This window comes from Thioalkalivibrio halophilus, from assembly GCF_001995255.1.
Classification (GTDB): domain Bacteria; phylum Pseudomonadota; class Gammaproteobacteria; order Ectothiorhodospirales; family Ectothiorhodospiraceae; genus Thioalkalivibrio; species Thioalkalivibrio halophilus.
The window spans coordinates 43,020-64,131 of the sequence record NZ_MUZR01000004.1; the positions used below are offsets into that span (position 1 = coordinate 43,020).

Genomic DNA, 21,112 nt, shown 5'->3' on the forward strand with positions numbered 1-21,112 from the left:
GGTTTTGACGCCCGCGGCTGCCTCCGTACACTGGAGGCATGAACATCCTGTACCTGCTCATTCCGCTGGCCATGCTGTTCGCCCTGGTGGTCGGACTGCTGTTGCTGTGGGCGATCCGCTCCGGACAGTACGATGACCTCGAGGGGCCGGCCCACCGTATCCTGATGGACGACGATGACCCCAGGATTCCCACGCAGCCTCCGGCCAGCGGGTCCGGCGGGCGCGGGGCGGCGAAGGAGCGGCGTGAGGACGACGGGCAGGCCCCGACCTCCCGGCGCCCGGAGGAGGCCGGTTCGGACACGCGCGACGGTTGACCCCCTTGCGCCCCTCGCCGAAACGTCTTAATCTTGCCCACGAAAACGTAATGGATCTTGAGGTGGCGTCATGGGTGGCTGGTTTACCTTCGAAAACTTCCCGCTGACCCTCACGGCTGTCCTGGTCGTCTGGTCGTGGTTCAGCTTTTTCTCGGTGATCCTCTTCGGCTGAGGGGCTACCGAAAGACCGCTAACGAAAAAGCCCCCGGCGACGCGAATCGCCGGGGGCTTTTTCGATCACGGCCCCTGCGAAAGGGCGCGGATCCGAGACTCAGTCAGCGAAGGCCGTACGGATCTTGCGGATCGCGGCATTCTCGATCTGCCGGATGCGTTCGGCCGAGACCCCGTATTCCGCTGCCAGCTCGTGGAGGGTCGCCTTCTTTTCGCCCATGTAGCGGCGCATCAGGATGTCGCGCGAACGCTCGTCCAGCTCTTCCAGGGTCTCGCCCAGACGCGAACTGTAATGCGCGTCCCAGTCGGCCTCCTCGGCCACCCGGGCGGGGTCGTCGCTCATGTCCTCCAGGCTCAGGCGCTGTGCCGGTGCGAGGGCTGTCCGTTCGTCGTCATCGTTTTCGGGAAGCGGATCGAAGCTGGTGTCCTGGTTGGCCAGACGGTTTTCCATCTCCCAGACTTCCGCCTCGCTCACGCCGAGGTCCTCGGCCACCGCGGAGACTTCCTCGCGGTTCATCCAGCCCAGGCGCTGCTTGGCGCTGCGCAGGTTGAAGAACAGCTTGCGCTGCGCCTTGGTGGTCGCGACCTTCACAATCCGCCAGTTGCGCAGGATGTATTCGTGGATCTCGGCACGAATCCAGTGAACGGCGAAGGACACCAGGCGCACGCCCTTGTGCGGATCGAACCGGCGTACCGCCTTCATCAGGCCCACGTTGCCTTCCTGGATCAGATCGCCCAGCGGCAGGCCGTAGCCCCTGTAGCCGCGGGCCACGTGCACCACGAACCGCAGGTTGTGCAGAATCAGGCTGCGGGCGGCCTCGAGGTTGTTGCGCTCGTGCAGCTCCAGCGCGAGCTCGCGCTCCTGCTCGGCGTCCAGTACCTCGATCTGCGATACCGCCTGCATGTAATGATTGAGATCGCCCACCGGAACGGGCATGTCCGCGCGATGGGGCATCAGTGCCTGACTCATGGATTTGCATCCCTCCCTTCGTAACAGCTTCAACTTTAGCACTCAAACCATTCGAGTGCTAAACCCTCCGGGAGTTCCGCAATATGGGGTGTGCACCGCCGATTTCAACCCGGGGTCGGTCACGGGGATCACGGGGCATCCCGCAGGGCGTGTCCGCTGCCCAGACGTGCGCCCGCCCAGCCGAGGATAACCGCCGCCATGACCACGCCCAACGCAACCTCGGGGCCCGGTAAACGCAGGGCATAGTCGATATCGAAGGCCCCGGCGGCCGTCTCCAGCGGCTCGCGCGCCAGCCAGGTGCCGAGGTAGAGCAGGAGCACGGCGAACAGCCCCCCGCCCAGCCCGCCATAGACGCCCCCATAGAGCGACGGACGGCGCAGGAAGCGGTGGGTTGCGCCACTGATCCGCGCGATGGTGATCTCCTCGCGCCGCTCGCGCAGTTCGGACGCGCTGGCCAGGGCCAGCACCAGCAGGGCACCCAGGCCCAGCAGGCCGGCGACGATCGTGAGGACCCGCGTACCGAGTTGGTACAGAGCGTTGAGTTGGCGCACCCACTCGTCATCACTGACCAGCGTGGCGTCGGGGAGGCGCTCGGCCAGGGTCGCCTCCAGCCGTACGACGGTCTCGGGGTCGCTGCGGGCCGGCACCACGTCCAGGGTGTCCGGCAGGGGGTTGCCGTCCATCCAGTCGAGCAGGGCCGGATCGGCCAGGTCGGCGCGATAGTCCTCGAGGGCGCGTTCGGCCGGGACGGCCGTCACGCGGCCGACATCCGCGAGCCGCTCCAGCTCCCGCGCGTGCTCCTGCAGTGCGCCGGATTCGCCGGCTTCCAGATAGACCGCGATGCGCGGTTCATGGTCGACGTGCGCGGAGAGTGCCCGCGCATTGTCCAGCAGGACCCACAGGAATGCGGGAAGCGCCAGGATGAACCCCAGCACCGCGATGCTGATCAGGGACATGATCGGGGCCTGCAGCCGCCGTGCGAGGCTGCGCCGGGCGGCGTCCGCGTGGGCCTCGCGCCAGGCGCCCAGGCGGTCGCGCAGGGCCCGGGCGCGGTTCATGCGCCGGCCTCCTGGCGTGCGCGGGCCTCGATGCGCCCGTCCTCCAGATGCAGCACCGGATGCGGCATGCGTTCCACCAGCTCCTGGTCGTGCGAGGCCACCAGCGCGGTCATGCCGATCCGGTTGAAATCGGCGAACAGGGCCAGGATCTCGCGGGACAGTGCCGGGTCGAGGTTGCCGGTGGGCTCGTCCGCCAGCAGCAGGGACGGGCGATGGACGATCGCGCGGGCGATCCCGACCCGCTGCTGTTCCCCGGCCGACAGGGTCTGCGGCCGTGCCCCCTCGCGCTGCAGCAGGCCCACCTTGTCCAGCGCCGCGCGCACCCGGCGGCGGATCTCGGGCCGCCGGTACCCCATGATCTCCAGCGGCAGGGCGATGTTGTCGTACACCGGGCGGTCATACAGCAGGCGGTGATCCTGGAATACCAGTCCGATGCTGCGGCGAAACTGCGGGATGTCGCGCGCGGAGAGCTGATCGAGATCAAAGCCGTTGACCCGCAGGCGGCCACGGGTCGGACGTTCCAGCCCGGCAATCAGGCGCAGAAGCGTACTCTTGCCCGCACCGGACGGGCCGGTGATGAACGCCATCACCCCGGGGTCGATCTTCAGGCTGACCTGACTGAGGGCCTCGGAGTGGGAGCCGAACCGCTTGGTGACGCGCTGCAGAAAGATCATCGGCGGGTCAGTCGTCGTCCCGGCCGAGCAGGGCCCGTACGAAGCGGCGGGCGTCGAAGGGCTGCAGGTCCTCGGGCTTCTCGCCCACGCCAATGAAACGTACCGGCACGCCCAGCTGTTCCGCCAGGGCGAAGATCATCCCGCCCTTGGCAGTGCCGTCCAGCTTGGTGACGACGATGCCGGTCAGGCCCAGCGCCTCGTGGAACTGCTGCGCCTGGCTCAGGGCGTTCTGCCCGGTGCCGCCGTCCACCACCAGCAGAACCTCGTCCGGGGCCTGCGCGTCCAGCCGGCCCATCACCCGCTTGACCTTGCGCACCTCGTCCATGAGGTTGGTCTGGGTGTGCAGGCGCCCGGCGGTGTCGGCGATCATCACGTCGATACCGCGCGAGGTGGCGGCCTGCAGGCCGTCGTAGACGACCGACGCGGAGTCGGCGCCGGTGCCCTGGGCGATCACCGGCACCTCGTTGCGTTCGCCCCACTTCTGCAGCTGTTCCACCGCCGCGGCGCGGAAGGTGTCGCCGGCGGCCAGCATCACGGAGAAGTCGTCGGCGCGGAAGTGATGGGCCAGCTTGCCGATGGTGGTGGTCTTGCCGGCCCCGTTGATGCCCACCACCAGGATCGAGAACGGCCGACCCGGCTCCTCGGGCAGGGTCAGCGGTTCGGAGACCGGTTCCAGCACCTCGATCATCGCGTTTTCCAGCGCGTCCATCAGCGCCTCGGCGTTATCGAGCTCGCGCCGCTTCACCTCGCCGGTGATTCGGTCCATGATCTTCTGCGTGGCTTCCAGGCCGACGTCCGCCATCAGCAGGCGCTCTTCCAGCTCCTCGAAGAGTTCGTCGTCGATGCGCCGGCGGAACAGGCTGCCGAGATCGGCGTTGAGCACCTGGCCGGTTTTGGACAGGCCCTGGCGCAGGCGCTGGAACCACCCGCCGCGCGCCGGTTTTTCCTCGGCGGCCGGCGTGGCGTCGTTCGCGGAGTCTTCGGACTTTTTCTTTTTGCGGAAACCGAACATGCCGGGAGAGGTCTGTTGAGAGATGCACAATCCTAGCACGAGGCAGGAGCGCGAAATGCGTGTTCACGTCCCGGGGTTGGCCCGGTTGCTGTTTTGCCTGACCGCCCTGTTCGCGGCTCCCGCCGCGGCATCCGGTTCCATCACCGACAATGTTGTCGAGACCCGTCTGGACAACGGTCTGACCGTCCTGGTGCTGGAGGATCGGCGGGCGCCGGTGGTTTCCACCCAGATCTGGTATCGCGTGGGCTCGGCCGACGAATACGGCGGGGTCACCGGCATCTCGCACATGCTGGAACACATGATGTTCCGCGGTTCCGAGGCCTTCGAGCCCGGTGAATTCTCGCGCGTCGTGTCGCGCCTGGGTGGTCGCGAGAACGCGTTCGTCGGGCGCGACTACACCGGCTATCACCAGCTGCTGGGCAGCGACCACTGGGAGACCCTGCTGGAGATGGAGGCCGAGCGCATGCAGCACCTGCGCCTGACCGAGGAGGAATTCCTGCCCGAACGCGAGGTGGTGCGCGAGGAACGCCGCCAGCGCGTGGACGACCGGCCCAACGCGCGTCTGCGCGAGGCGTTCATGGCCGCGGCCTTTCATGCCGATCCCTACGGCCAGCCGGTGATTGGCTGGATGAGCGACATTGACGAGTACAGCGTGGACGCCCTGCAGGACTGGTACGACACCTGGTACACCCCGGACAATGCGGTGGTCGCGGTGGTGGGTGACGTCGACGCCGAGGCGGTGGTGGCCGCCGCCGAACGCCATTTCGGCGATATCCCCGCCGGCCCCGGCGTGGAACGTCCGGCACGCAGTGAACCCCCGCAGACCGGTGAGCGCCGCATCACCGTGCAGGTGCCGGCCGAACTGCCCTACGTGATGATGGGCTGGAAGGCGCCGTCGCTGAATTCGCTGGAAGAGCCGGATGATGCCTATGCCCTGCTGGTGCTGGAGGGGGTGCTGTCCTCCGGCGAGGCCTCGCGGCTCGCCCGCGAGCTGGAGCGCGGCCGCGAGATCGCCGGCTCCGCGTCGGCCAGCTACAGCCCGTTCACCCGCCGTGACGGGTTGTTCATGCTGGGCGGCGTGCCGGCCGAAGATGCCGATGTTGCGACCCTGGAGGCGGCTCTGCGCGAGCAGATCGAGCGCCTGCGCGAGGAGCCGGTGGGCGAAGATGAACTGGAACGCGTGCAGGCGCGGGTCGTGGCGTCCGAGGTCTACGGCCGCGACTCGGTGCATGCGCAGGCGTCGCAGCTGGCGATGCTGGAGACGGTCGGCCTCGGCTGGCGCGAGCTGGGCGAGTTCGTCGAGCGGGTGCGCGCGGTCACCGCGGAGGATGTGCGCCGCGTCGCGCAGGAATACCTGGTGCCGGAGACCCTGACGGTGGGGATCCTGGATCCGCTGCCGCTGGACGAGCGCGAGTCGGAGGAACCGGCCGCCGAATATGGAGGTGAGCTGTGATTCGCTGGACAGGAGTGGTGCTGGCGGCGCTGTGCGCGGCGCCTGCGGCGGCGATGGAGATCGATCGCTGGGAAACCGACGAGGGCCTGCAGGTGTTGTTCGTCGAGGCCCCGGAATTGCCGATGGTGGACCTGCGCCTGACCTTTGATGCCGGTGCGGCGAGGGACGGCGAATTGCCGGGGCTGGCGCGCATGACCAGCCGGAGCCTGCGTCACGGCACGACGGCGATGGATGCCGATGCGCTGGCCGAGCGCTTCGAGTCCGTGGGTGCCCGTTTCAGTACCAGCTCGCAGCGGGACATGGCCGTGGTCTCGCTGCGCAGTCTCACCGAGACGGACTGGCTCGACACCGCGATGGAAACCCTGACCACGGTGCTCGCGGAACCCGCCTTCCCCGAGGACGACTTCGACCGGGCGCGGCGTCAGGCCCTGCTGGGACTGCAGCGGGAGCGTCAGGAGCCGGGCAGCGTGGCCGCGCGGCGTTTCCACGAGCTGGTTTACGCCGATCATCCGTACGCCAACTGGCCGGCGGGGGATCGCGAGAGTCTGGAGGCGCTGAGCCCCGAGGACGCGCGCGGCTTCTTCGAGCGGTATTACACGGCGCGCAACGGCGTGCTGGCGATCACCGGCGGCGTGGATCGCCGGCAGGCCGAAGCTCTGGCGGCGCGTGTCTCGCAGGCCCTGCGCCCCGGTAAACCGGCCGAACCCCTGCCGCCGGTGCCGCCGTTGGAGGGTGCGGTGACGGAGCATGTCCCGTTCCCCTCGGAGCAGGCGCACATCCGCATCGGCGCACCGGCTCTGCGGCGTGGTGACGATGCCTATTACCCGCTGACCCTGGGCAACCACGTGCTGGGCGGAGGTGGTTTCACCTCGCGTCTGTTCCGCGAGCTGCGCAGCGAGCGCGGACTGGCCTATTCCGTCAGCAGCGGGTTCGGGTCGCGCGCCGCGGAGGGACCGTTCAACGTCTCGATGCAGACCGGCACCGAGCAGACCGCCGAGGCGGTGGAAGCCCTGCACGAGCAGATCCGGCGCTGGCATGCCGAGGGCGTGGAGCCGGCCGAGCTGGAGGCCTCGCGCGCCAACGTGGTCAACGGTTTCCCGCTGCGCCTGGCCTCCAGCTCGGGGATCGTGTCGCATCTGGCCCTGATCGGTTTCTACGATCTCGGCTCGGACTATCTGACGCACTACCCCGCACGGATGGAAGCGGTGACGCTGGACGACGTGCAGCGGGCCATACGGGAACGGGTCGATCCGCAGGCCCTGGTCACGGTGATCGTCGGTGGCGAAGAACCGTAGGCGCGGGGCGGGGGCCGCGGGGCGGCGTGGCCACGAGTCCCGGGTCCGCATCATCGGCGGCGCGTGGCGGCGGCGCTGGCTGTCGGTGGCCGACGTGCAGGGCCTGCGTCCTACCGCCGACGCCCTGCGCGAGACCCTGTTTAACTGGCTACAGCCGCATCTGCCCGGTGCGCGGGTGCTGGACCTGTACGCCGGTACCGGGGCCCTGGGGTTCGAGGCGGCCTCGCGCGGGGCGCAGTCGGTGCTGCTGGTGGAGCGCGACCGGCGTGCCGTCGCGCGGCTGCAGCAGGCCGTCGAAGAGCTGGGCGCCAGCGGCGTGGAGGTGCGCTGTGCCGATGCGGCGCGTCTGCTGGAGGCGGGCCCGGACGCCGCCGCCCCGTTCCACGTGGTGTTCCTCGACCCACCGTTCGAGCGCGACCTGCTCGCCCCGGCACTGCGCACCCTGGCGGGCGGGGGCTGGCTGGCGCCCGGGGGGCGCGTGTATGTCGAGCTGGAAGCCCATCGCGACCCGGCGGAGGTGACGGGGGCGCAGTGGCACATCCTGCGCGAGCGCACCGCCGGACAGGCCCGCGGGCTGCTGCTGGAGCCGGCGGAGCCGCTTTTTTGCAGTGCCCCGGGGCATTCGCTACCGTAGGATGATCCGTTCAAGGCATTTCCATCCGCGTGCGGGGCCGGCGTCAGCGTCCCACGACCCGGCCGCCACGCTACCCATGCAAAAGGGGAGTCATCCATGGATGAATCATCCACTCCCGGTCTGTCCCAGACCCGCGTCCGCGGTTTCGGGGTCATCTGCAGTCCGGTCTTCATCATCGCCAGCATCATCATCGTGGCCTTCGTGGTTTTCGGGGCGGCGTTTTCCGAGACGGCCGAGGGCCTGTTCGTGCAGACGCGCGACGGCATCTCCCGTTACCTCGGCTGGTACTACATGCTGGTGGTGACGATCTTCCTGATCTTTGCCCTGTACCTGATGTTCAGCCGCTACGGCGGGGTGCGTCTGGGCGATCAGTTCGAGGCGCCGCGGTTCAGTTACGCGTCCTGGTTCGCGATGCTGTTCTCCGCCGGCATGGGCATCGGGCTGCTGTTCTTCTCCATCGCCGAGCCGATGTACCACTACATGTCGCCGCCGCATGCCGAGGGTGAATCCAGCGCGGCGGCGATGGAGGCGATGCGCTACACCTTCTTCCACTGGGGGCTGCACGCCTGGGCGATCTACATCATCGTGGGCCTGTCGCTGGCGTATTACGCTTACCGGCACAATCTGCCGCTGCTGATCCGCTCCTCGCTGTACCCGTTCATCGGCGACCGCATCTACGGCCCGTGGGGACACCTGGTCGACATCCTTGCGCTGTTCGGGACGATGTTCGGGGTCGCGACCTCGCTGGGCCTGGGCGTCATGCAGATCAACTCGGGCCTCAACTTCGTCTTCGGCATCGAGGAAAGCACGCTGAACCAGGTCGTGCTGGTCGCGATCATCACCCTGATCGCGGTGGGTTCCGTGGCCCTGGGCGTGGATCGCGGGATCAAACGGCTGTCAAACTTCAACATCGGCCTGAGCGTGGTGCTGATCGCGCTGCTGCTGGTGCTCGGGCCCACGCTGTTCATCCTGCGGACCCTGGTCGAATCCACCGGCGTCTATGTCCAGAACCTGCCCGCGATGAGCCTGTGGGCCGATACCATCGAGGATTCCGGCTGGGCCACGACCTGGACCATCTTCTACTGGGGCTGGTGGATCTCCTGGGCGCCGTACGTCGGCATGTTCATCGCGCGGGTCTCGCGCGGGCGCACCATCCGCGAATTCGTGACCGGCGTGCTGCTGGCGCCGACCGCGGCCGGGTTCGTCTGGCTGTCGGTGTTCGGCGGCACGGCCATGGGCTTCCAGCTCGAAGGCGTGGCCGACGTGGCCGGGCAGGTCTCGGAGCAGATGGAGACCGCACTGTTTCTGACCATCGAGGCCCTGCCGATGCTGGACTGGATGGCGATCGCGGTGATGAGCGCGGCAACCCTGCTGATCGTCACCTTCTTCGTCACCTCCTCGGACTCCGGTTCGCTGGTGATCGACACCCTGGCCTCGGGTGACGTGCGCAATCCCACCGTGACCCAGCGCGTGTACTGGGCCGTGGCCGAAGGGGTCGTGGCCTCGGTGCTGCTGGTGGCCGGGGGGCTGGGCGCGCTGCAGGCGGTGGCGATCAGTGTCGGTCTGCCGTTCTCCATCGTGATGCTGATCATGATGGTGGGGCTGTACCGTTCGCTGCAGCAGACCGAGGCGATCACGCCCAGCCGCTATCAGCGCGAAGCCCCTCCCCCGCACACGTTGTTCGGCTACACCGAAGACCTCGACCACAAGATCCGCTAGGAGGCATCGATGTCACAGGTGGCACTGCTGGGCTGCGGGCTGATGGGAACCCCCATGGGCCTGCGGCTGATGGAGGCGGGGTTCCCGTTGCAGGCGTACAACCGTACGCCGGCGCGGGCCGAGGATCTGGTCCGCGCCGGCGCGACCGTGTATTCGACCCCCGACGGGGCGGTGCAGGGGGCGGACTGGGTGGTTCTGATGCTCAGTGATGCACGGGCCATCGAGGCCGTGCTCGCCGATCTTTCCCCGGGAACGGTCGACGGGCGCTGTTTCATCCAGATGGGCACCATTCTGCCGGCCGAGAGCCGGGTCCTGGGCGAGCGCGTGCGCGCGGCGGGCGGTTGCTACGTGGAGGCCCCGGTGCTGGGGTCCATCCCCGAGGCGCGGGAGGGCCGGCTGCTGATCATGGCCGGCGCCGAGCATGACGTGGACGTGGAGCGGGCCGCCCCGGTGCTGGAAGCGCTGGGCAGTACCGTCCGGCACGTGGGTGCGACCGGCCAGGGGGCGGCGCTGAAGCTGGCCTTCAATCAGCTGATCGCCAGCCTCACGGCGGCATTCTCCCTGAGTCTGGGGCTGGTGCGGCGCGAGGGCGTGGAGGTCGACACCTTCATGGAGATCCTGCGCGAAAGCGCCCTCTACGCACCCACCTTCGACAAGAAGCTGGACAAGATGTGCTCGGGGGACTTCGGCACCGCCAACTTCCCGGTCAAGCACCTGCTGAAGGACGTGCGCCTGACCCATCAGGCAGCCGCCGACGCGGGGCTGTCCGATCCCTGGTTGCCATTGCTGGCGGATCTGCTCGAACAGGCCGCCGATCGGGGGCTGGGCGATGCCGACTACTCGGCCATCTATTCGTCCATCGTGCCGGAGGCCGGCAACCGCAGCTGACCCGCGTCAGCGCACTTCGGCGAGCAGCTGCTGTGCCATGCGATCGGCCTGCGAGCCGTAGCCGCCGCCGAACAGGTGGTCGTGGTTGAGGATGTGGTACAGGTTGTACAGCGTCCGGCGGGTGGCATAGCCCGGATCCAGCGGCCGCTGTTCGGCGTAGGCCGCGAAGAAGTCCCGCCCGGGGTGGCCGAACAGCTCCATCATCGCCAGGTCGGCCTCCGGGTCGCCGTAATAGGTGGCCGGGTCGAACAGCGTCGGCCGGCCGTCGCCGAGGAAGTCCCAGTTGCCGCTCCACAGATCGCCGTGCAGCAGGGACGGCTGCGGGCGGTAGTCGGTGAAGAAGCCGTCCAGGCGTTCCTCCAGCTCGGCCAGGGTGTCCAGACGCCCGCGTGGGGCCCCGCGGTCGCGGGCCAGGCGACGCTGGAATCCCAGGCGCTCCTCGCGATAGAAATCCACCCAGTCCGCATGCGGCCGATTGGACTGCGGCGTGGATCCGATGAAATTGTCCTCGTCGAGGCCGAAGCGGCTGGCGGTATGCCCGTGCATGTCCGTGATGCCACGCGCCAGCGCCACCGCGTCGCGCGGGCCGCCCAGGTCCAGGTCCTCGATGATCAGGAAGCGGGCCCCGCCGGCCTCGCCGGTGCCGATGACCTCCGGGATCTTGAGCACCTCGCAGCGCTGCAGCTCGGTCAGCCCGCGGGCCTCGGCGGCGAACATGCCGGCGTGGTCGCCACGGTTGAGCTTGACGAAGAAACGGCGGCCGTCGGTGCCCTCCAGACGCAGGGCCTGGTTGATGGAGCCGCCGGAGCGCGCGCTGCGGCCTGTCGCCTCGAACGGCACTCCGGTATGGTCCGTGATGCACCGGGCCAGGGCGGCGGTCAGGTCGTCGTCCCGTGCGCTGCTTCGCGTCATGCGTCTGTCTCCCGTGGCGGATGTGGCTGACAGGTTAACCACTACACACCCCGAACGTCAGGAGTCCCGAGATGGCCTTCCGCAAACTGGAACCGCTGTGCGACAAGATCGGGGCGGACCAGATCCGCGCCGTGATCGACGAGTTTTACCGCCGGGTGTCGGCCGATCCCCGGATCGGGCACCACTTCGAGCGCATCGAGGATTTCGAGGATCACGTGCGCCGGATCAGCGATTTCTGGTACCAGAACCTGGGCGGGCGTCTGGAACAGCCTCCGACCATCGACATGGTGGGCAAGCACGCGCCGCTGAAGCTGACCGAAGACGATCTTCAGGCCTGGATGGAGCACTTCCGCGCGACCACCGACGAGATGCTGGATCCGGCGCACGCGAAGGAATGGCAGCAGCTGGCCGAGGGTATCGCCAGCCGCATGCGTCAGGACATCCTGACCGGCTGAGGCGGCGTCAGCAGGGGGCCGCGCCGCCGCCGGGAAAGCCGCAGTAGCCGCGATTCAGGGCGATGTCGTCCCCGCCGTGCACCTCGCGCAGATGGGCCTGACGGGCCTCGGCCAGGTGCGATTCCGCGGTGACCGGGTACAGCAGGCTGGCCATCGACGGCGGTTCCTGGCCGAGACGCACGGCGTACAGGATGCGGTAGGCGTACACCCGGCGGATGTACTTGCGGGTCTCGGAGAACGGGATCAGTTCCGCCCAGATGTCCGCATCCAGGGTCTCGCCGTCTTCCGGCAGCCATTGCCGGACCCGGTGGGCCCCGGCGTTGTAGGCGGCGGTGGACAGCAGCCCGTGGCCGCCGAAGCGCTCCTGATTGCGCCCGAGATAGTAGGTGCCCAGGCGGGCATTGTTCGCGGGCTCGAGGATGTCCCAGTCGGAATTCACCTGCACGCCCGCGGCCGAGGCGATGTTGCGCCCGGTGGCCGGCATGATCTGCATGATGCCCAGTGCGCCCGCGTGTGAACGCACGTCATGCAGGAATGCGCTCTCCTGGCGCGCGACCGCCATGGCCCAGGCCGGATCAATGCCCTGGTCGCGGGCGCCGGCAACGATCAGATCGTCGAAGGCCAGCGGAAAGCGCAGTTCGACATCGTCCCACTGGCGCGCGCGGGCCACGGTGAAGATCGCCCGGTCGTACCAGCCCCATTCGGCGAACTCGTGTGCCGCGGCCACCCGCTCGTCGTTGTCCATGCGCGCGACCGCATGCTGCCATTCGCGCCGCGCCTCGGCGTGGCGATCCAGCCGCAGTAGTTCGCGCATCCGCAGCATCGCGGGCTGGTTGCGTACGCGCACCCGCAGGCCGTTGTCCAGATCCGCGCGCCGATGTCCGATACGGTAAGGCTGCCCGATCCGGTCGGCGGCGAGAAACCCGTGGAAATTGCGTTCGGTGGCGGCCCGCTCGTAATGATCGCGGGCGCTGTCCGCATTGCCCAGGGCCTCTTCGGCGCGCGCGAACCAGTAGTGCCACTGGGCCTCTTCGCGGGTTTCGCGCGGCATGGCGCGGACCGCGTCGCGCACGGTTTCCCAGTCCCCCGCCCGCAGGGCCACGCGTACCTGCCACTGGCGCAGCTGGGCGTCGAAGACCTCTTCGTCCAGTCCGGCGAGGAACTCGGGGGCCTCGTCGCGGTAGCGCACCGCCAGGCGCAGGCCCAGGGCGTGGGCCACCGCGTTGCGGCCGTCGCTATCCAGGGTCGCCGGGCCGTTCGCGGCCCGCTCCTGCCAGGCGTCCAGGGCGGCGTCCAGGTCGGAGCGGATCCAGCGTTTCCAGGCGTCCTCGGCCATGGGGCCGGCCTGCGGGTGGTCGCCGGCGTCGAAGTCGGCCCGGGCGACCCGACGCGGCCGTTCCCGGAGGTTGAGCCAGCGCTCGGCCCAGGCTTCGTCGTCACGGTCGAGGTAGCGGCGCAGGTAGCGGGCCAGCCCGGTCTGGCCGGCGTCCATGGCGAGGGCGAAGCGCTGCATCGCCAGTTCACTGGTCAGGCCGTCGGCATCCCGCCAGGCGTCCAGAGCCGGGTCACAGGCCGAGGGCCGCGAATGGCCGTGCAGCCAGATCGACTCGATGTCCTCCAGCGCGGCGTCGTCCTCGCCTCGGTCCAGCAGGGCCTGGCGGCGATGGCAGTCCTGGGTCACCCCCATGGAACGCTGGTCGTCGACCATCTCCAGCAGGGTATCCCATTCGGATTCCTCGCCCAGATGGCGCAGGTAGTTGGCGTACAGGCGGTCGGCCAGCGGGGTATCGCCGTGATGCTCGAGGAATTCCCGCACCGCGTCGGGCTCCGCACGCCCGAGGTTGCGGGCGAGGCGGCGGTAGTCGAGATACGGGGCCAGGGGGTAATCGGCCAGGGTCTCGCGGGCGCGCTCGAACGCCTCGGTGTGGCCGCGATTGAGCGCCCGTTCGGCGGTGACGAACAGGCCGCGCTCGAAGGCGTAGCGAGTTTCTTCCGCGCCGGAACCGGAGTCCGCGGCAGAAGGGCCGCCGACCAGCAGGGTCAGGGTCATGGCGAGGACCATGCCGGGGGTGCCGGCGATCAGCCGCTGACGAATGCGCATGCCTGTGTCTCCTGAGCCTCCGCGTATTCCACCATCATCCGTCAGGTCCGGCGGGCTGGCAATCCCCGCGCCCGTGTTTTGCGCGGCATGACGCGCAATGCCGTCCGATCAGCCGGAAAGCAGCAGGCTCTCGCCGCGGGCCAGCCCGTCGAGGGTCCAGGAGGCGACGCGGTAGCGCACCAGGCGCAGGGTGGGGTGGCCGACCGTCGCGGTCATCCGCCGGACCTGACGGTTGCGCCCTTCGTAAAGGGTGATCGCAAGCCAGCGGGTGGGGATGTGGCGGCGAAAGCGCACCGGCGGGTCGCGTTCCGGCAGGTCCGGTGGGTCCATACGGTCGACCTTCGCCGGCAGGGTGAGTCCGTCGCGCAGTTCGACCCCGGTGCGCAGGGCCTCCAGCGCGGCCTCGTCGGGCTCGCCTTCCACCTGCACCCAGTAGGTCTTGCCCGCGGAGTCGGGGCCGGGGCGGGTGATGCGGGCGTTCAGAGCGCCATCGTCGGTGAGCACCAGAAGGCCCTCGGAATCGCGGTCCAGACGTCCGGCCGGGTGCACGCCGGGCAGGTCGATGTAATCGGCCAGGGTGGGACGGCCCTCGCGGTCGGTGAACTGGCTGAGCACGCCCCAGGGCTTGTGGAGCAGCAGGATCCGGCTCATGTCAGTCGCAGCGCAGGGTCACCCGGTCGGCGAAATGGCGCCCGAGGTTCTCCTCGGGCTCCGCGCCATAGTCCAGGGCCATGGCGCGGGCGACCATCGCCGGGTCGGGCCGTGGCCGGTCGACCTCGACTTCGCATTCCGGTGCCCCGCGCACCTGCGGAGGGCGTTCGTCAGGGTGCAGGATCTCGATGAAATAGGTGGGATCAAAGACGCGGTAAGCCACCGGCGTCCGCGCCGGGTCGGGCGCACCCTCGAGCGCCAGGGTGAAGCGGTATTCCAGGGTGTCTCCGTCCTTTTCCATCCGCGCCTCGCCCTCCGGCCGCACCTCGATCGCGTGGCCTTCGGCCTCGAAGTGTGTGTACCAGTCGTATTCCTCCAGATTGTCGAGGATCTCGCGCGCCAGCGCGTTCAGGCGCTCGACGTCGCTGTCGCCCTCCTGGTGGGCCAGGGCGTCTTCGTGGAGGTATTCGGAGTACATCGGGTCGAATTGCCACAGGTGATGCATGCGCACCAGCTGGCCGGTGGCGTCGCGCTCGAAATCGACCTCGAGATCGATCCAGGCGTGCGGATGGGCGGCTGCGGTGCCGGGCAGGCCGGCCGTCGCGGCCAGCAGCAGGAATGCGGCAAGGCGCGTCGCCAGGCGCGGTTGAATGCGGACCGGGTTCATGCCGGGATGGCCTCCGGGGTCGGGGCGGCCACATGCAGCAGCCGCTCGTGGTAGTCGGGGTGCACGCCGAGGTCATGCAGCCGGGCGTGTATGTCACTGACCGGTCCGCGCGGCTGCAGTTCGGCGGGCAGATCGGAACCCCGGGGGAGTCCCGGGACGTCGTCCACCAGACCGGTCAGCCGGCGCGACAGGCGCAGGCGTTCGGGATCGGCGGCGATCGCCTGCGCGAGGGCGGTGGCGCGGCGCAGGTTGCAGCGGCGAACCGCGTCGGGATCGGCAAGCACGCTTTCCAGGTCACCCAGGCGGCGCAGGATGCGGGCCGCTCCGCGCGGCCCCAGTCCGTGGATGCCCGGGATGTTGTCGCTGCGGTCACCGGCCAGAGCCAGCAGGTCGGCCACCTGGTCGGGGCGCACGCGCAGGCGTTTCTCGAGGGCCCGGCGGTCCATGGGCCGGCCGCGTTCCGGGTCGTGCAGGTGGTCCCGGTCGCCGAGGATGGTCTGTGCCAGATCTTTGTCGGCGCTCATCACCGCGACCGGCAGTCCCGCCGTGCGCGCGTTGCGGGTCAGGGTGGCGATCAGATCGTCGGCCTCGTATTCGGGGTGTGAGAAGCGGGCCAGCCCGAGGGCGTCCAGCAGCTCGCCGATCCGCTCGAACTGAGCCCGCAGTTCGGGGGGTGCCGGCGGACGATGGGCCTTGTACCCGGGGTCGAGGCGGTGGCGGAAACCGCGCCGCAGCGAGGTGTCGAAACAGAAGCCCAGCGGCCCCGGGGCACGCCGTGGCAACCACTGGCACAGGGAGTGGACGAAGCCGTGCAGCGCACCGCCGGGCCGGCCCTGCGGGTCGGGGTCGAGGCCGCGCGCGAACCAGGCACGGAACACGAAGATGCTGGTGTCCACGACCGTGCAGGTCGGGCACGGGGCGGGGTCACTGCAGGCGTTCAAGATCCTTCCGGATGCCGGCGATGGAACGCTCGAGATCCGCCTGTTCGTCGGCCTGGAGATCCAGTTCCACGATGCGTTCCATGCCCCCCTGGCCGAGGATGCAGGGGACGCCGGTGGCGACATCGCGCTGGCCGTATTCGCCGTCCAGCAGCGCGACCGTGGGCAGGACCCGGCGCCGGTCGAGGGCGATCGCCTCGACCATCTCGGCGATCGCCGCGGCCGGGGCCGCATAGGCGCTGGAGGTCTGCTTGAGGGCGAGGATCTCGGCGCCGCCGTGGCGGGTGCGCTCGACGATGGAGTCGAGGGTTTCGCGGTCGAGGAACCGGTCCAGCGGGATGCCGTTGACATGCGAGTAGCGCAGCAGCGGGACCATGGCGTCGCCATGCCCGCCCAGCACCAGGGCCTGGATGTCGTGCACCGACAGGCCGGTCTCCAGCGCGATGAAGGCGGCCATGCGCGAGGTGTCCAGCACGCCCGCCTGGCCCATGATCCGGTCGCGGCTCCAGCCGGTCTGCTGCGCCGCGCGCCAGGTGAGCACGTCCACCGGATTGGAGACCACCAGCAGGCGGCTGTCGGGGGCGTGGCGCCGGACCTGGTCGAGGATTTCGTCGAGGATCGCGACGTTCTTGTCGAGGACATCGGAGCGCGACATGCCCGGCTTGCGTGGCAGCCCGGCGGTGATGATCACCAGTTCCGCACCGGCGATGACGTCCGCCTCGTGGGAACCGGTCAGGCGGGTGTCGAAGCCCAGCAGGGGCGCGGTCTCCTGGATATCCAGTGCGGCCCCGGCGGCGGTCCCTTCATGGACATCCAGCAGCGCGATCTCGCGGGCGAGGTCACGGCGGGCAAGGAACTGCGCGGTGGATTCCCCCACCCGCCCGGCTCCGACGATGGCGATCTTCTGCATGGCCTGCGCTCCTCGGACTGTGTGTTCAGGTTCGCGCCACGCCGCTGTCGCGGGCCGCCCGGGCCACCGCCTCCGGGATGGTCTCGATCAGGCGCGGATCGAACGGCGTGGGCAGGATGTAGTCCGGTCCGAACTCCAGGTGGTCGCGGCCGTAGGCGTCCAGCACGCTCTGCGGCACCGGTTCGCGCGCCAGGTCGGCGATCGCGTGGGTGGCCGCGACCAGCATGGCGTCGTTGATGCGTCGGGCGCGCACGTCCAGCGCCCCGCGGAAGATGAACGGGAATCCGAGCACGTTGTTGACCTGGTTGGGGTAGTCGGAGCGGCCGGTCGCCATGATCAGGTCGTCCCGGGTCTCGCGGGCCAGGTCCGGCTGGATCTCCGGGTCCGGATTGGACAGGGCGAAGATCACCGGGTTCGGCGCCATGCTCCGCAGCATGTCCGGGGTCAGGATGTCCGGGCCGGACAGCCCGATGAACACGTCCGCGTCGCGGCAGGCGTCCTCCAGCGTGCGGTCCTCGGTGTCCACCGCGAAGATCTGCTTGTGTTCATTGAGGTCTTCACGGTGGCTGTGGATCACGCCATTGCGGTCGACCATGTGGATGAGGTGCTTGCTCGCACCCAGGCGCACCAGCAGCTGCATGGATGCGATGCCGGCAGCTCCCGCGCCCACACAGACGATTCGGGCGTCGGCCAGGTTCTTGCCCTGGATGGACAGGGCGTTGAGCAGGCCGGCGGCGGTGATGATGGCCGTGCCGTGCTGGTCATCGTGGAACACCGGGATGTCCAGGCGTTCGCTCAGGCGGCGTTCGATCTCGAAACAGTGCGGCGCCGCGATGTCCTCGAGGTTGATGCCGCCGAAGCCGCCGGCGATGCGCGCCACGGTATTGATGAAGTCCTCGGGCTGGGCGGCGTCGACCTCGATGTCGAACACGTCGACCCCGGCGAAGGTCTTGAACAGCACGCCCTTGCCCTCCATCACTGGTTTGGAAGCCAGCGCGCCGGTGTTGCCCAGGCCCAGAACCGCGGTGCCGTCGGTGATCACGGCCACCAGGTTGCCCTTGCCGGTATAGCGGTAGACCTCGTCGGGGTTGTCGGCGATGGCGCGCACCGGGGCCGCCACGCCGGGCGAATACGCCAGCGACAGGTCGTCCTGCGTGGCGGTGGGCTTGGTGACGTGGATGGCCAGTTTCCCGGCCGGTTCGCGGGCGTGGTAGTCGAGGGCGCGCTGATTGAAATCGTCGGACATGATTGCGAACGGGCCTTGTGCGGGCGGTGGGTTCAGTTGACCGGGTGGGTCGGCAGATCATTGCGGTCGCGGGCCGCCTCGTACAGCGGTCGTACCTCGTCGGCCAGCCGGGCGAGCTCGCGCTGGCGCCCTTCCGGCGCCGGGTGGGTGCTGAGGAACACCGGGTGGCGGCTGTCGCCGGACTGCTCGGCCATCTTGCGCCACAGCGCCGGGGCGGCGTCGGGGTCGTAGCCGGCGCGGGCCGCCAGTTCGATGCCGATCTCGTCGGCTTCGGTTTCCATGCGCCGGCTGTGGGGCAGCTGCACCGCCAGCACCGCGCCCAGCGCGGCGCCGGTCAGCGCCAGCTCGGAGCGGTCGCCGGTGATGGCGAAGCCGGTGACCGCCAGATTGGAGGCCATCGCCACCGACATCTTCTCGGCGCTGTGGGCGGACAGGGCATGGCCGATCTCGTGGCCGATGATCTGCGCCAGTTCGTCGTCGGTCAGTTCCAGCTGTTCGATGATGCCCGAGTAGATCGCCATCTTGCCGCCGGCCATGGCGAACGCGTTCAGGGTGTCCGGCGCCTCGATGACCGCGATCTCCCAGTCCCAGTCCGCGGTTTCGGGGCGGTACTCGATGGCCTGTGCCACGACCCGGCCGGTGATGCCGTGGACCCGTTCGGTCATCTCGGGATCGGTGTTGATCCGCCCCTCCTCGCGCGCGCCGGACAGCATTTCGACGTAGGCCTCGCGCGAGGCGTCGATCGCCTGGTTTTCGGAGACCAGCATTAGCTGGGAGCGCCCGGTCACCGGGTTGGTGGTGCAGGCGGGCAGGCCCAGGGCCATGCCCAGCACGGCGATCAGGGCCAGTACCGGCAGACGCCGGCGCAGCGGACGGAACAGCGAGTTCATGCGTGACCAGTTCATGCGGTTTCTGCCTGCAGGACCCGCGGGGTCGCGGGATAATGACACCCCTTCAGCATACACCCTGCGGGCCGCGGAGCGGAGCCCGCACGCAAACGAGGGCACCCCGAAGGATGCCCTCGCCGGATCGGCCACGCTGGCGGGGCCGATGGGCCGCCGCCTGCCTGCGGGGCCGCGTGATGCGACCTCGCGCGGGACTTCAGAACGCGAAGCGGCGCTTGAACTTGTCCACCTGGCCGGCGGTGTCGACGATCTTCTGCTTGCCGGTGTAGAACGGATGGCACTGCGAGCAGACGTCCAGGTGCATCTCGTCCTGACCCAGGGTGGAACGGGTCGTGAACTTCGTGCCACAGGTGCAGATCACGTTGACTTCGCGGTATTGGGGATGGATCTCGGCTTTCATGGTCGACTCACGCGTGTTCGGGCGAAAAGTGCGCTAGCATAGCCGCCTCCTGTGGCCGGGCGCAAGTCGACGGCGGTCTTCGCGGCAGGCGGCCGCCGGTCCGGCCAGGTGGTTGTCCTGCGGGGCGTTGTGCCGGGGCGCGCGAGTTTTCCCCGAAACCTGTGGAAAACTTTGTGGACGAACTGTCACTGGATGGCGCCAGCGGCTTGCTGTGGCGCAGGGCCTTGAGTTGGTCAAGTTTTGTTCATTGTTGGTATGTTCCTGAAAATAAAGAATACTTTTTGTGTCAATGGGGCCGGGCCTGGCGCTGACCGGGGTCGGGGCCGGCGTGAAAGGGCGGGAGTCGCGTTGTGAATAACATGTCCGCATTGTCAAGCGCAGTGCCGCAGGTCGGCTTTGTCAGCCTTGGCTGCCCCAAGGCGCTGGTCGATTCCGAGCGCATCCTGACCCGGCTGCGTGCCGAGGGCTACGGGATCGTCGGGGACTACACCGGGGCGGACCTGGTGGTGGTCAATACCTGCGGGTTCATCGACGAGGCGGTGGAAGAATCGCTGGGGGCGATCGGCGAGGCCCTGGCGGAGAACGGGCAGGTGATCGTGACCGGCTGCCTGGGCAAGGATGCCGAGACCATCCACGAGCGCCATCCGGACGTGCTGGCGGTCACCGGGCCGCATGCCTACGAGGACGTGGTCACGGCGGTGCACGAGCACCTGCCGCCGCCGGCGGGCACCTTCGAGACCCTGGTGCCACCGGAGGGCATCCGCCTGACGCCGCGCCACTACGCCTATCTGAAGATCTCCGAGGGCTGCAATCACCGCTGCAGCTTCTGCATCATCCCCGGGCTGCGCGGCGACCTGGTCAGTCGCTCGATCGGCGAGGTGCTGGCGGAGGCGGAGCGCCTGGCCGAGGCCGGTGTGCGCGAGATCCTGGTGATCTCGCAGGACACTTCCGCCTACGGCGTGGACGTGAAATATCGTACCGGCTTCCACGGCGGGCGCCCGATCCGCTCGGATATCGCGCACCTCGCCGAGGCCCTGGGGCAGCTGGGCATCTGGGTGCGGCTGCACTACGTCTATCCGTATCCGCATGTGGATCGCCTGATCCCGCTGATGGGCTCCGGCGAGGAGGGCGGACTGCTGCCCTATCTCGACATGCCGCTGCAGCACGGCCACCCGCGGGTACTGAAGGCCATGCGCCGTCCGGCCGCGGCGGAGAAGGTGCTGGAGCGGATCGCCGACTGGCGCGCGCGGCGCCCCGATCTGACGCTGCGTTCGACGTTCATCGTGGGCTTTCCCGGGGAGACGGAGGCCGAGTTCGAGACCCTGCTGGACTTCCTGCGCGAGGCGCAGCTGGACCGCGTCGGGGCCTTTGCCTATTCGCCGGTGGACGGGGCCGAGGCCAATGCCCTGCCGGACCCGGTCCCGGAGGCCGTGCGGCAGGAGCGTCTGGCGCGTTTCATGGAGGTGCAGGCGGAGATCAGTGCCGAACGGCTGCGCCGGCGGGTGGGCACGCAGCCGGTGGTGCTGGTGGACGGCACCGACGAACACGGCATCGTGGTCGCGCGCTCGGCCGCGGAGGCGCCGGAGATCGACGGGGTGATCCGCGTGCCGGATGCCGATCCCGACTCAGTGGAGGCGGGGGACTTCATCGAGGTGCGGGTCACCGCCGCCCGCGAGCACGACCTGATCGCCGAGGTCGCCGACCCGGACGAGTGACCGGGGCGGCCTCGCTCGGCGGTC

At 69.0% G+C, this 21,112-nt stretch carries 21 protein-coding genes; 8 read left to right on the forward strand and 13 right to left on the reverse strand.

Annotated features, from left to right (window positions below; translation table 11 throughout):
* Nucleotides 1-38 precede the first annotated feature (38 nt).
* Nucleotides 39-314, forward strand: a complete 276-nt coding sequence (ccoS, locus tag B1A74_RS01295) for a cbb3-type cytochrome oxidase assembly protein CcoS (protein ID WP_077243547.1) — start codon at nucleotides 39-41, stop codon at nucleotides 312-314.
* Between the two features lie 271 nt (nucleotides 315-585).
* Here the strand turns inward: ccoS and rpoH are convergent, their stop codons facing one another.
* The 4 genes from rpoH to ftsY all read right to left on the reverse strand — a co-directional run bounded on the left by rpoH (nucleotide 586) and on the right by ftsY (nucleotide 4,199).
* A complete protein-coding gene (gene rpoH / locus B1A74_RS01300; protein WP_024329221.1) occupies nucleotides 586-1,455 on the reverse strand; it encodes an RNA polymerase sigma factor RpoH in 870 nt (289 codons plus the stop codon).
* Nucleotides 1,456-1,583: 128 nt separating this feature from the next.
* A complete protein-coding gene (locus tag B1A74_RS01305; RefSeq protein ID WP_077243548.1) occupies nucleotides 1,584-2,513 on the reverse strand; it encodes a cell division protein FtsX in 930 nt (309 codons plus the stop codon).
* The gene (gene ftsE / locus B1A74_RS01310; protein WP_019570142.1) at nucleotides 2,510-3,187 is read right to left on the reverse strand and encodes a cell division ATP-binding protein FtsE; all 678 of its coding nucleotides are present in this window, start codon (nucleotides 3,185-3,187) and stop codon (nucleotides 2,510-2,512) included. Before ftsE ends, B1A74_RS01305 begins: the two co-directional genes overlap by 4 nt.
* 7 nt (nucleotides 3,188-3,194) lie before the next feature.
* Nucleotides 3,195-4,199: a signal recognition particle-docking protein FtsY gene (gene ftsY, locus B1A74_RS01315; protein ID WP_077243549.1), complete on the reverse strand. Its 1,005-nt coding sequence runs from the start codon at nucleotides 4,197-4,199 to the stop codon at nucleotides 3,195-3,197.
* A 55-nt stretch (nucleotides 4,200-4,254) separates the two neighbouring features.
* Between ftsY and B1A74_RS01320 the strand changes: the two genes are divergently transcribed.
* The 5 genes from B1A74_RS01320 (at nucleotide 4,255) to B1A74_RS01340 (ending at nucleotide 10,188) form a co-directional block, all read left to right on the forward strand.
* Nucleotides 4,255-5,652, forward strand: a complete 1,398-nt coding sequence (locus tag B1A74_RS01320) for a M16 family metallopeptidase (protein WP_077243550.1) — start codon at nucleotides 4,255-4,257, stop codon at nucleotides 5,650-5,652.
* Nucleotides 5,653-5,705: 53 nt separating this feature from the next.
* On the forward strand, nucleotides 5,706-6,947 hold the full coding sequence (locus B1A74_RS01325; protein WP_244269149.1) for a M16 family metallopeptidase: 1,242 nt from the start codon (nucleotides 5,706-5,708) through the stop codon (nucleotides 6,945-6,947).
* Nucleotides 6,931-7,581: a 16S rRNA (guanine(966)-N(2))-methyltransferase RsmD gene (gene rsmD / locus B1A74_RS01330; RefSeq protein ID WP_024329226.1), complete on the forward strand. Its 651-nt coding sequence runs from the start codon at nucleotides 6,931-6,933 to the stop codon at nucleotides 7,579-7,581. The genes B1A74_RS01325 and rsmD overlap by 17 nt, the downstream gene beginning before the upstream one ends.
* 96 nt (nucleotides 7,582-7,677) lie before the next feature.
* A complete protein-coding gene (locus tag B1A74_RS01335; RefSeq protein WP_077243551.1) occupies nucleotides 7,678-9,300 on the forward strand; it encodes a BCCT family transporter in 1,623 nt (540 codons plus the stop codon).
* 9 nt (nucleotides 9,301-9,309) lie between these two features.
* Nucleotides 9,310-10,188, forward strand: a complete 879-nt coding sequence (locus tag B1A74_RS01340) for an NAD(P)-dependent oxidoreductase (protein ID WP_024329228.1) — start codon at nucleotides 9,310-9,312, stop codon at nucleotides 10,186-10,188.
* Nucleotides 10,189-10,194: 6 nt separating this feature from the next.
* On the opposite strand, the gene B1A74_RS01345 is transcribed toward B1A74_RS01340, so the two are convergent.
* Nucleotides 10,195-11,100 carry a fructosamine kinase family protein gene (locus B1A74_RS01345; RefSeq protein WP_024329229.1) on the reverse strand — a complete coding sequence of 302 codons (906 nt, stop codon included), beginning with the start codon at nucleotides 11,098-11,100 and terminating at the stop codon, nucleotides 10,195-10,197.
* Between the two features lie 71 nt (nucleotides 11,101-11,171).
* Here B1A74_RS01345 and B1A74_RS01350 point away from each other — a divergent pair, with 71 nt between their 5' ends.
* Complete coding sequence (locus tag B1A74_RS01350; RefSeq protein WP_024329230.1) at nucleotides 11,172-11,555, forward strand: group III truncated hemoglobin; 384 nt, start codon at nucleotides 11,172-11,174, stop codon at nucleotides 11,553-11,555.
* A gap of 7 nt (nucleotides 11,556-11,562) precedes the next feature.
* Here the strand turns inward: B1A74_RS01350 and B1A74_RS01355 are convergent, their stop codons facing one another.
* From B1A74_RS01355 to rpmE, 8 genes are all read right to left on the reverse strand, one after another.
* A complete protein-coding gene (locus tag B1A74_RS01355; RefSeq protein ID WP_077243552.1) occupies nucleotides 11,563-13,656 on the reverse strand; it encodes a transglycosylase SLT domain-containing protein in 2,094 nt (697 codons plus the stop codon).
* Between the two features lie 108 nt (nucleotides 13,657-13,764).
* The gene (locus B1A74_RS01360) at nucleotides 13,765-14,307 is read right to left on the reverse strand and encodes a pseudouridine synthase (protein WP_077243553.1); all 543 of its coding nucleotides are present in this window, start codon (nucleotides 14,305-14,307) and stop codon (nucleotides 13,765-13,767) included.
* Nucleotide 14,308: 1 nt separating this feature from the next.
* Complete coding sequence (locus B1A74_RS01365) at nucleotides 14,309-14,974, reverse strand: DUF1007 family protein (protein WP_024329233.1); 666 nt, start codon at nucleotides 14,972-14,974, stop codon at nucleotides 14,309-14,311.
* Nucleotides 14,971-15,915: a 5'-3' exonuclease gene (locus B1A74_RS01370; protein WP_077243554.1), complete on the reverse strand. Its 945-nt coding sequence runs from the start codon at nucleotides 15,913-15,915 to the stop codon at nucleotides 14,971-14,973. The genes B1A74_RS01365 and B1A74_RS01370 overlap by 4 nt, the downstream gene beginning before the upstream one ends.
* Nucleotides 15,899-16,822 (reverse strand): malate dehydrogenase, encoded by a 924-nt coding sequence (gene mdh / locus B1A74_RS01375; RefSeq protein ID WP_018869104.1) that lies wholly within the window; start codon nucleotides 16,820-16,822, stop codon nucleotides 15,899-15,901. Before mdh ends, B1A74_RS01370 begins: the two co-directional genes overlap by 17 nt.
* A gap of 25 nt (nucleotides 16,823-16,847) precedes the next feature.
* On the reverse strand, nucleotides 16,848-18,068 hold the full coding sequence (locus B1A74_RS01380) for a malic enzyme-like NAD(P)-binding protein (protein ID WP_018947063.1): 1,221 nt from the start codon (nucleotides 18,066-18,068) through the stop codon (nucleotides 16,848-16,850).
* A 32-nt stretch (nucleotides 18,069-18,100) separates the two neighbouring features.
* The gene (locus tag B1A74_RS01385) at nucleotides 18,101-18,958 is read right to left on the reverse strand and encodes a M48 family metallopeptidase (protein ID WP_024329235.1); all 858 of its coding nucleotides are present in this window, start codon (nucleotides 18,956-18,958) and stop codon (nucleotides 18,101-18,103) included.
* Nucleotides 18,959-19,169: 211 nt separating this feature from the next.
* On the reverse strand, nucleotides 19,170-19,373 hold the full coding sequence (rpmE, locus tag B1A74_RS01390) for a 50S ribosomal protein L31 (RefSeq protein ID WP_018869107.1): 204 nt from the start codon (nucleotides 19,371-19,373) through the stop codon (nucleotides 19,170-19,172).
* A gap of 359 nt (nucleotides 19,374-19,732) precedes the next feature.
* Between rpmE and rimO the strand changes: the two genes are divergently transcribed.
* Nucleotides 19,733-21,088 carry a 30S ribosomal protein S12 methylthiotransferase RimO gene (gene rimO / locus B1A74_RS01395; RefSeq protein WP_077243566.1) on the forward strand — a complete coding sequence of 452 codons (1,356 nt, stop codon included), beginning with the start codon at nucleotides 19,733-19,735 and terminating at the stop codon, nucleotides 21,086-21,088.
* Nucleotides 21,089-21,112: the final 24 nt, after the last annotated feature.

Excerpts from the sequence above, each read along its gene's own strand:
- ccoS (WP_077243547.1), top strand. The coding sequence starts at position 39 with ATGAACATCCTGTACCTGCTCATTCCGCTGGCCATGCTGTTCGCCCTG.
- rpoH (WP_024329221.1), bottom strand. The coding sequence starts at position 1,455 with ATGAGTCAGGCACTGATGCCCCATCGCGCGGACATGCCCGTTCCGGTG.
- B1A74_RS01305 (WP_077243548.1), bottom strand. The coding sequence starts at position 2,513 with ATGAACCGCGCCCGGGCCCTGCGCGACCGCCTGGGCGCCTGGCGCGAG.
- ftsE (WP_019570142.1), bottom strand. The coding sequence starts at position 3,187 with ATGATCTTTCTGCAGCGCGTCACCAAGCGGTTCGGCTCCCACTCCGAG.
- ftsY (WP_077243549.1), bottom strand. The coding sequence starts at position 4,199 with ATGTTCGGTTTCCGCAAAAAGAAAAAGTCCGAAGACTCCGCGAACGAC.
- B1A74_RS01320 (WP_077243550.1), top strand. The coding sequence starts at position 4,255 with ATGCGTGTTCACGTCCCGGGGTTGGCCCGGTTGCTGTTTTGCCTGACC.
- B1A74_RS01325 (WP_244269149.1), top strand. The coding sequence starts at position 5,706 with ATGGAGATCGATCGCTGGGAAACCGACGAGGGCCTGCAGGTGTTGTTC.
- B1A74_RS01335 (WP_077243551.1), top strand. The coding sequence starts at position 7,678 with ATGGATGAATCATCCACTCCCGGTCTGTCCCAGACCCGCGTCCGCGGT.
- B1A74_RS01340 (WP_024329228.1), top strand. The coding sequence starts at position 9,310 with ATGTCACAGGTGGCACTGCTGGGCTGCGGGCTGATGGGAACCCCCATG.
- B1A74_RS01345 (WP_024329229.1), bottom strand. The coding sequence starts at position 11,100 with ATGACGCGAAGCAGCGCACGGGACGACGACCTGACCGCCGCCCTGGCC.
- B1A74_RS01350 (WP_024329230.1), top strand. The coding sequence starts at position 11,172 with ATGGCCTTCCGCAAACTGGAACCGCTGTGCGACAAGATCGGGGCGGAC.
- B1A74_RS01355 (WP_077243552.1), bottom strand. The coding sequence starts at position 13,656 with ATGCGCATTCGTCAGCGGCTGATCGCCGGCACCCCCGGCATGGTCCTC.
- B1A74_RS01360 (WP_077243553.1), bottom strand. The coding sequence starts at position 14,307 with ATGAGCCGGATCCTGCTGCTCCACAAGCCCTGGGGCGTGCTCAGCCAG.
- B1A74_RS01365 (WP_024329233.1), bottom strand. The coding sequence starts at position 14,974 with ATGAACCCGGTCCGCATTCAACCGCGCCTGGCGACGCGCCTTGCCGCA.
- mdh (WP_018869104.1), bottom strand. The coding sequence starts at position 16,822 with ATGCAGAAGATCGCCATCGTCGGAGCCGGGCGGGTGGGGGAATCCACC.
- B1A74_RS01380 (WP_018947063.1), bottom strand. The coding sequence starts at position 18,068 with ATGTCCGACGATTTCAATCAGCGCGCCCTCGACTACCACGCCCGCGAA.
- B1A74_RS01385 (WP_024329235.1), bottom strand. The coding sequence starts at position 18,958 with ATGAACTCGCTGTTCCGTCCGCTGCGCCGGCGTCTGCCGGTACTGGCC.
- rpmE (WP_018869107.1), bottom strand. The coding sequence starts at position 19,373 with ATGAAAGCCGAGATCCATCCCCAATACCGCGAAGTCAACGTGATCTGC.
- rimO (WP_077243566.1), top strand. The coding sequence starts at position 19,733 with ATGTCCGCATTGTCAAGCGCAGTGCCGCAGGTCGGCTTTGTCAGCCTT.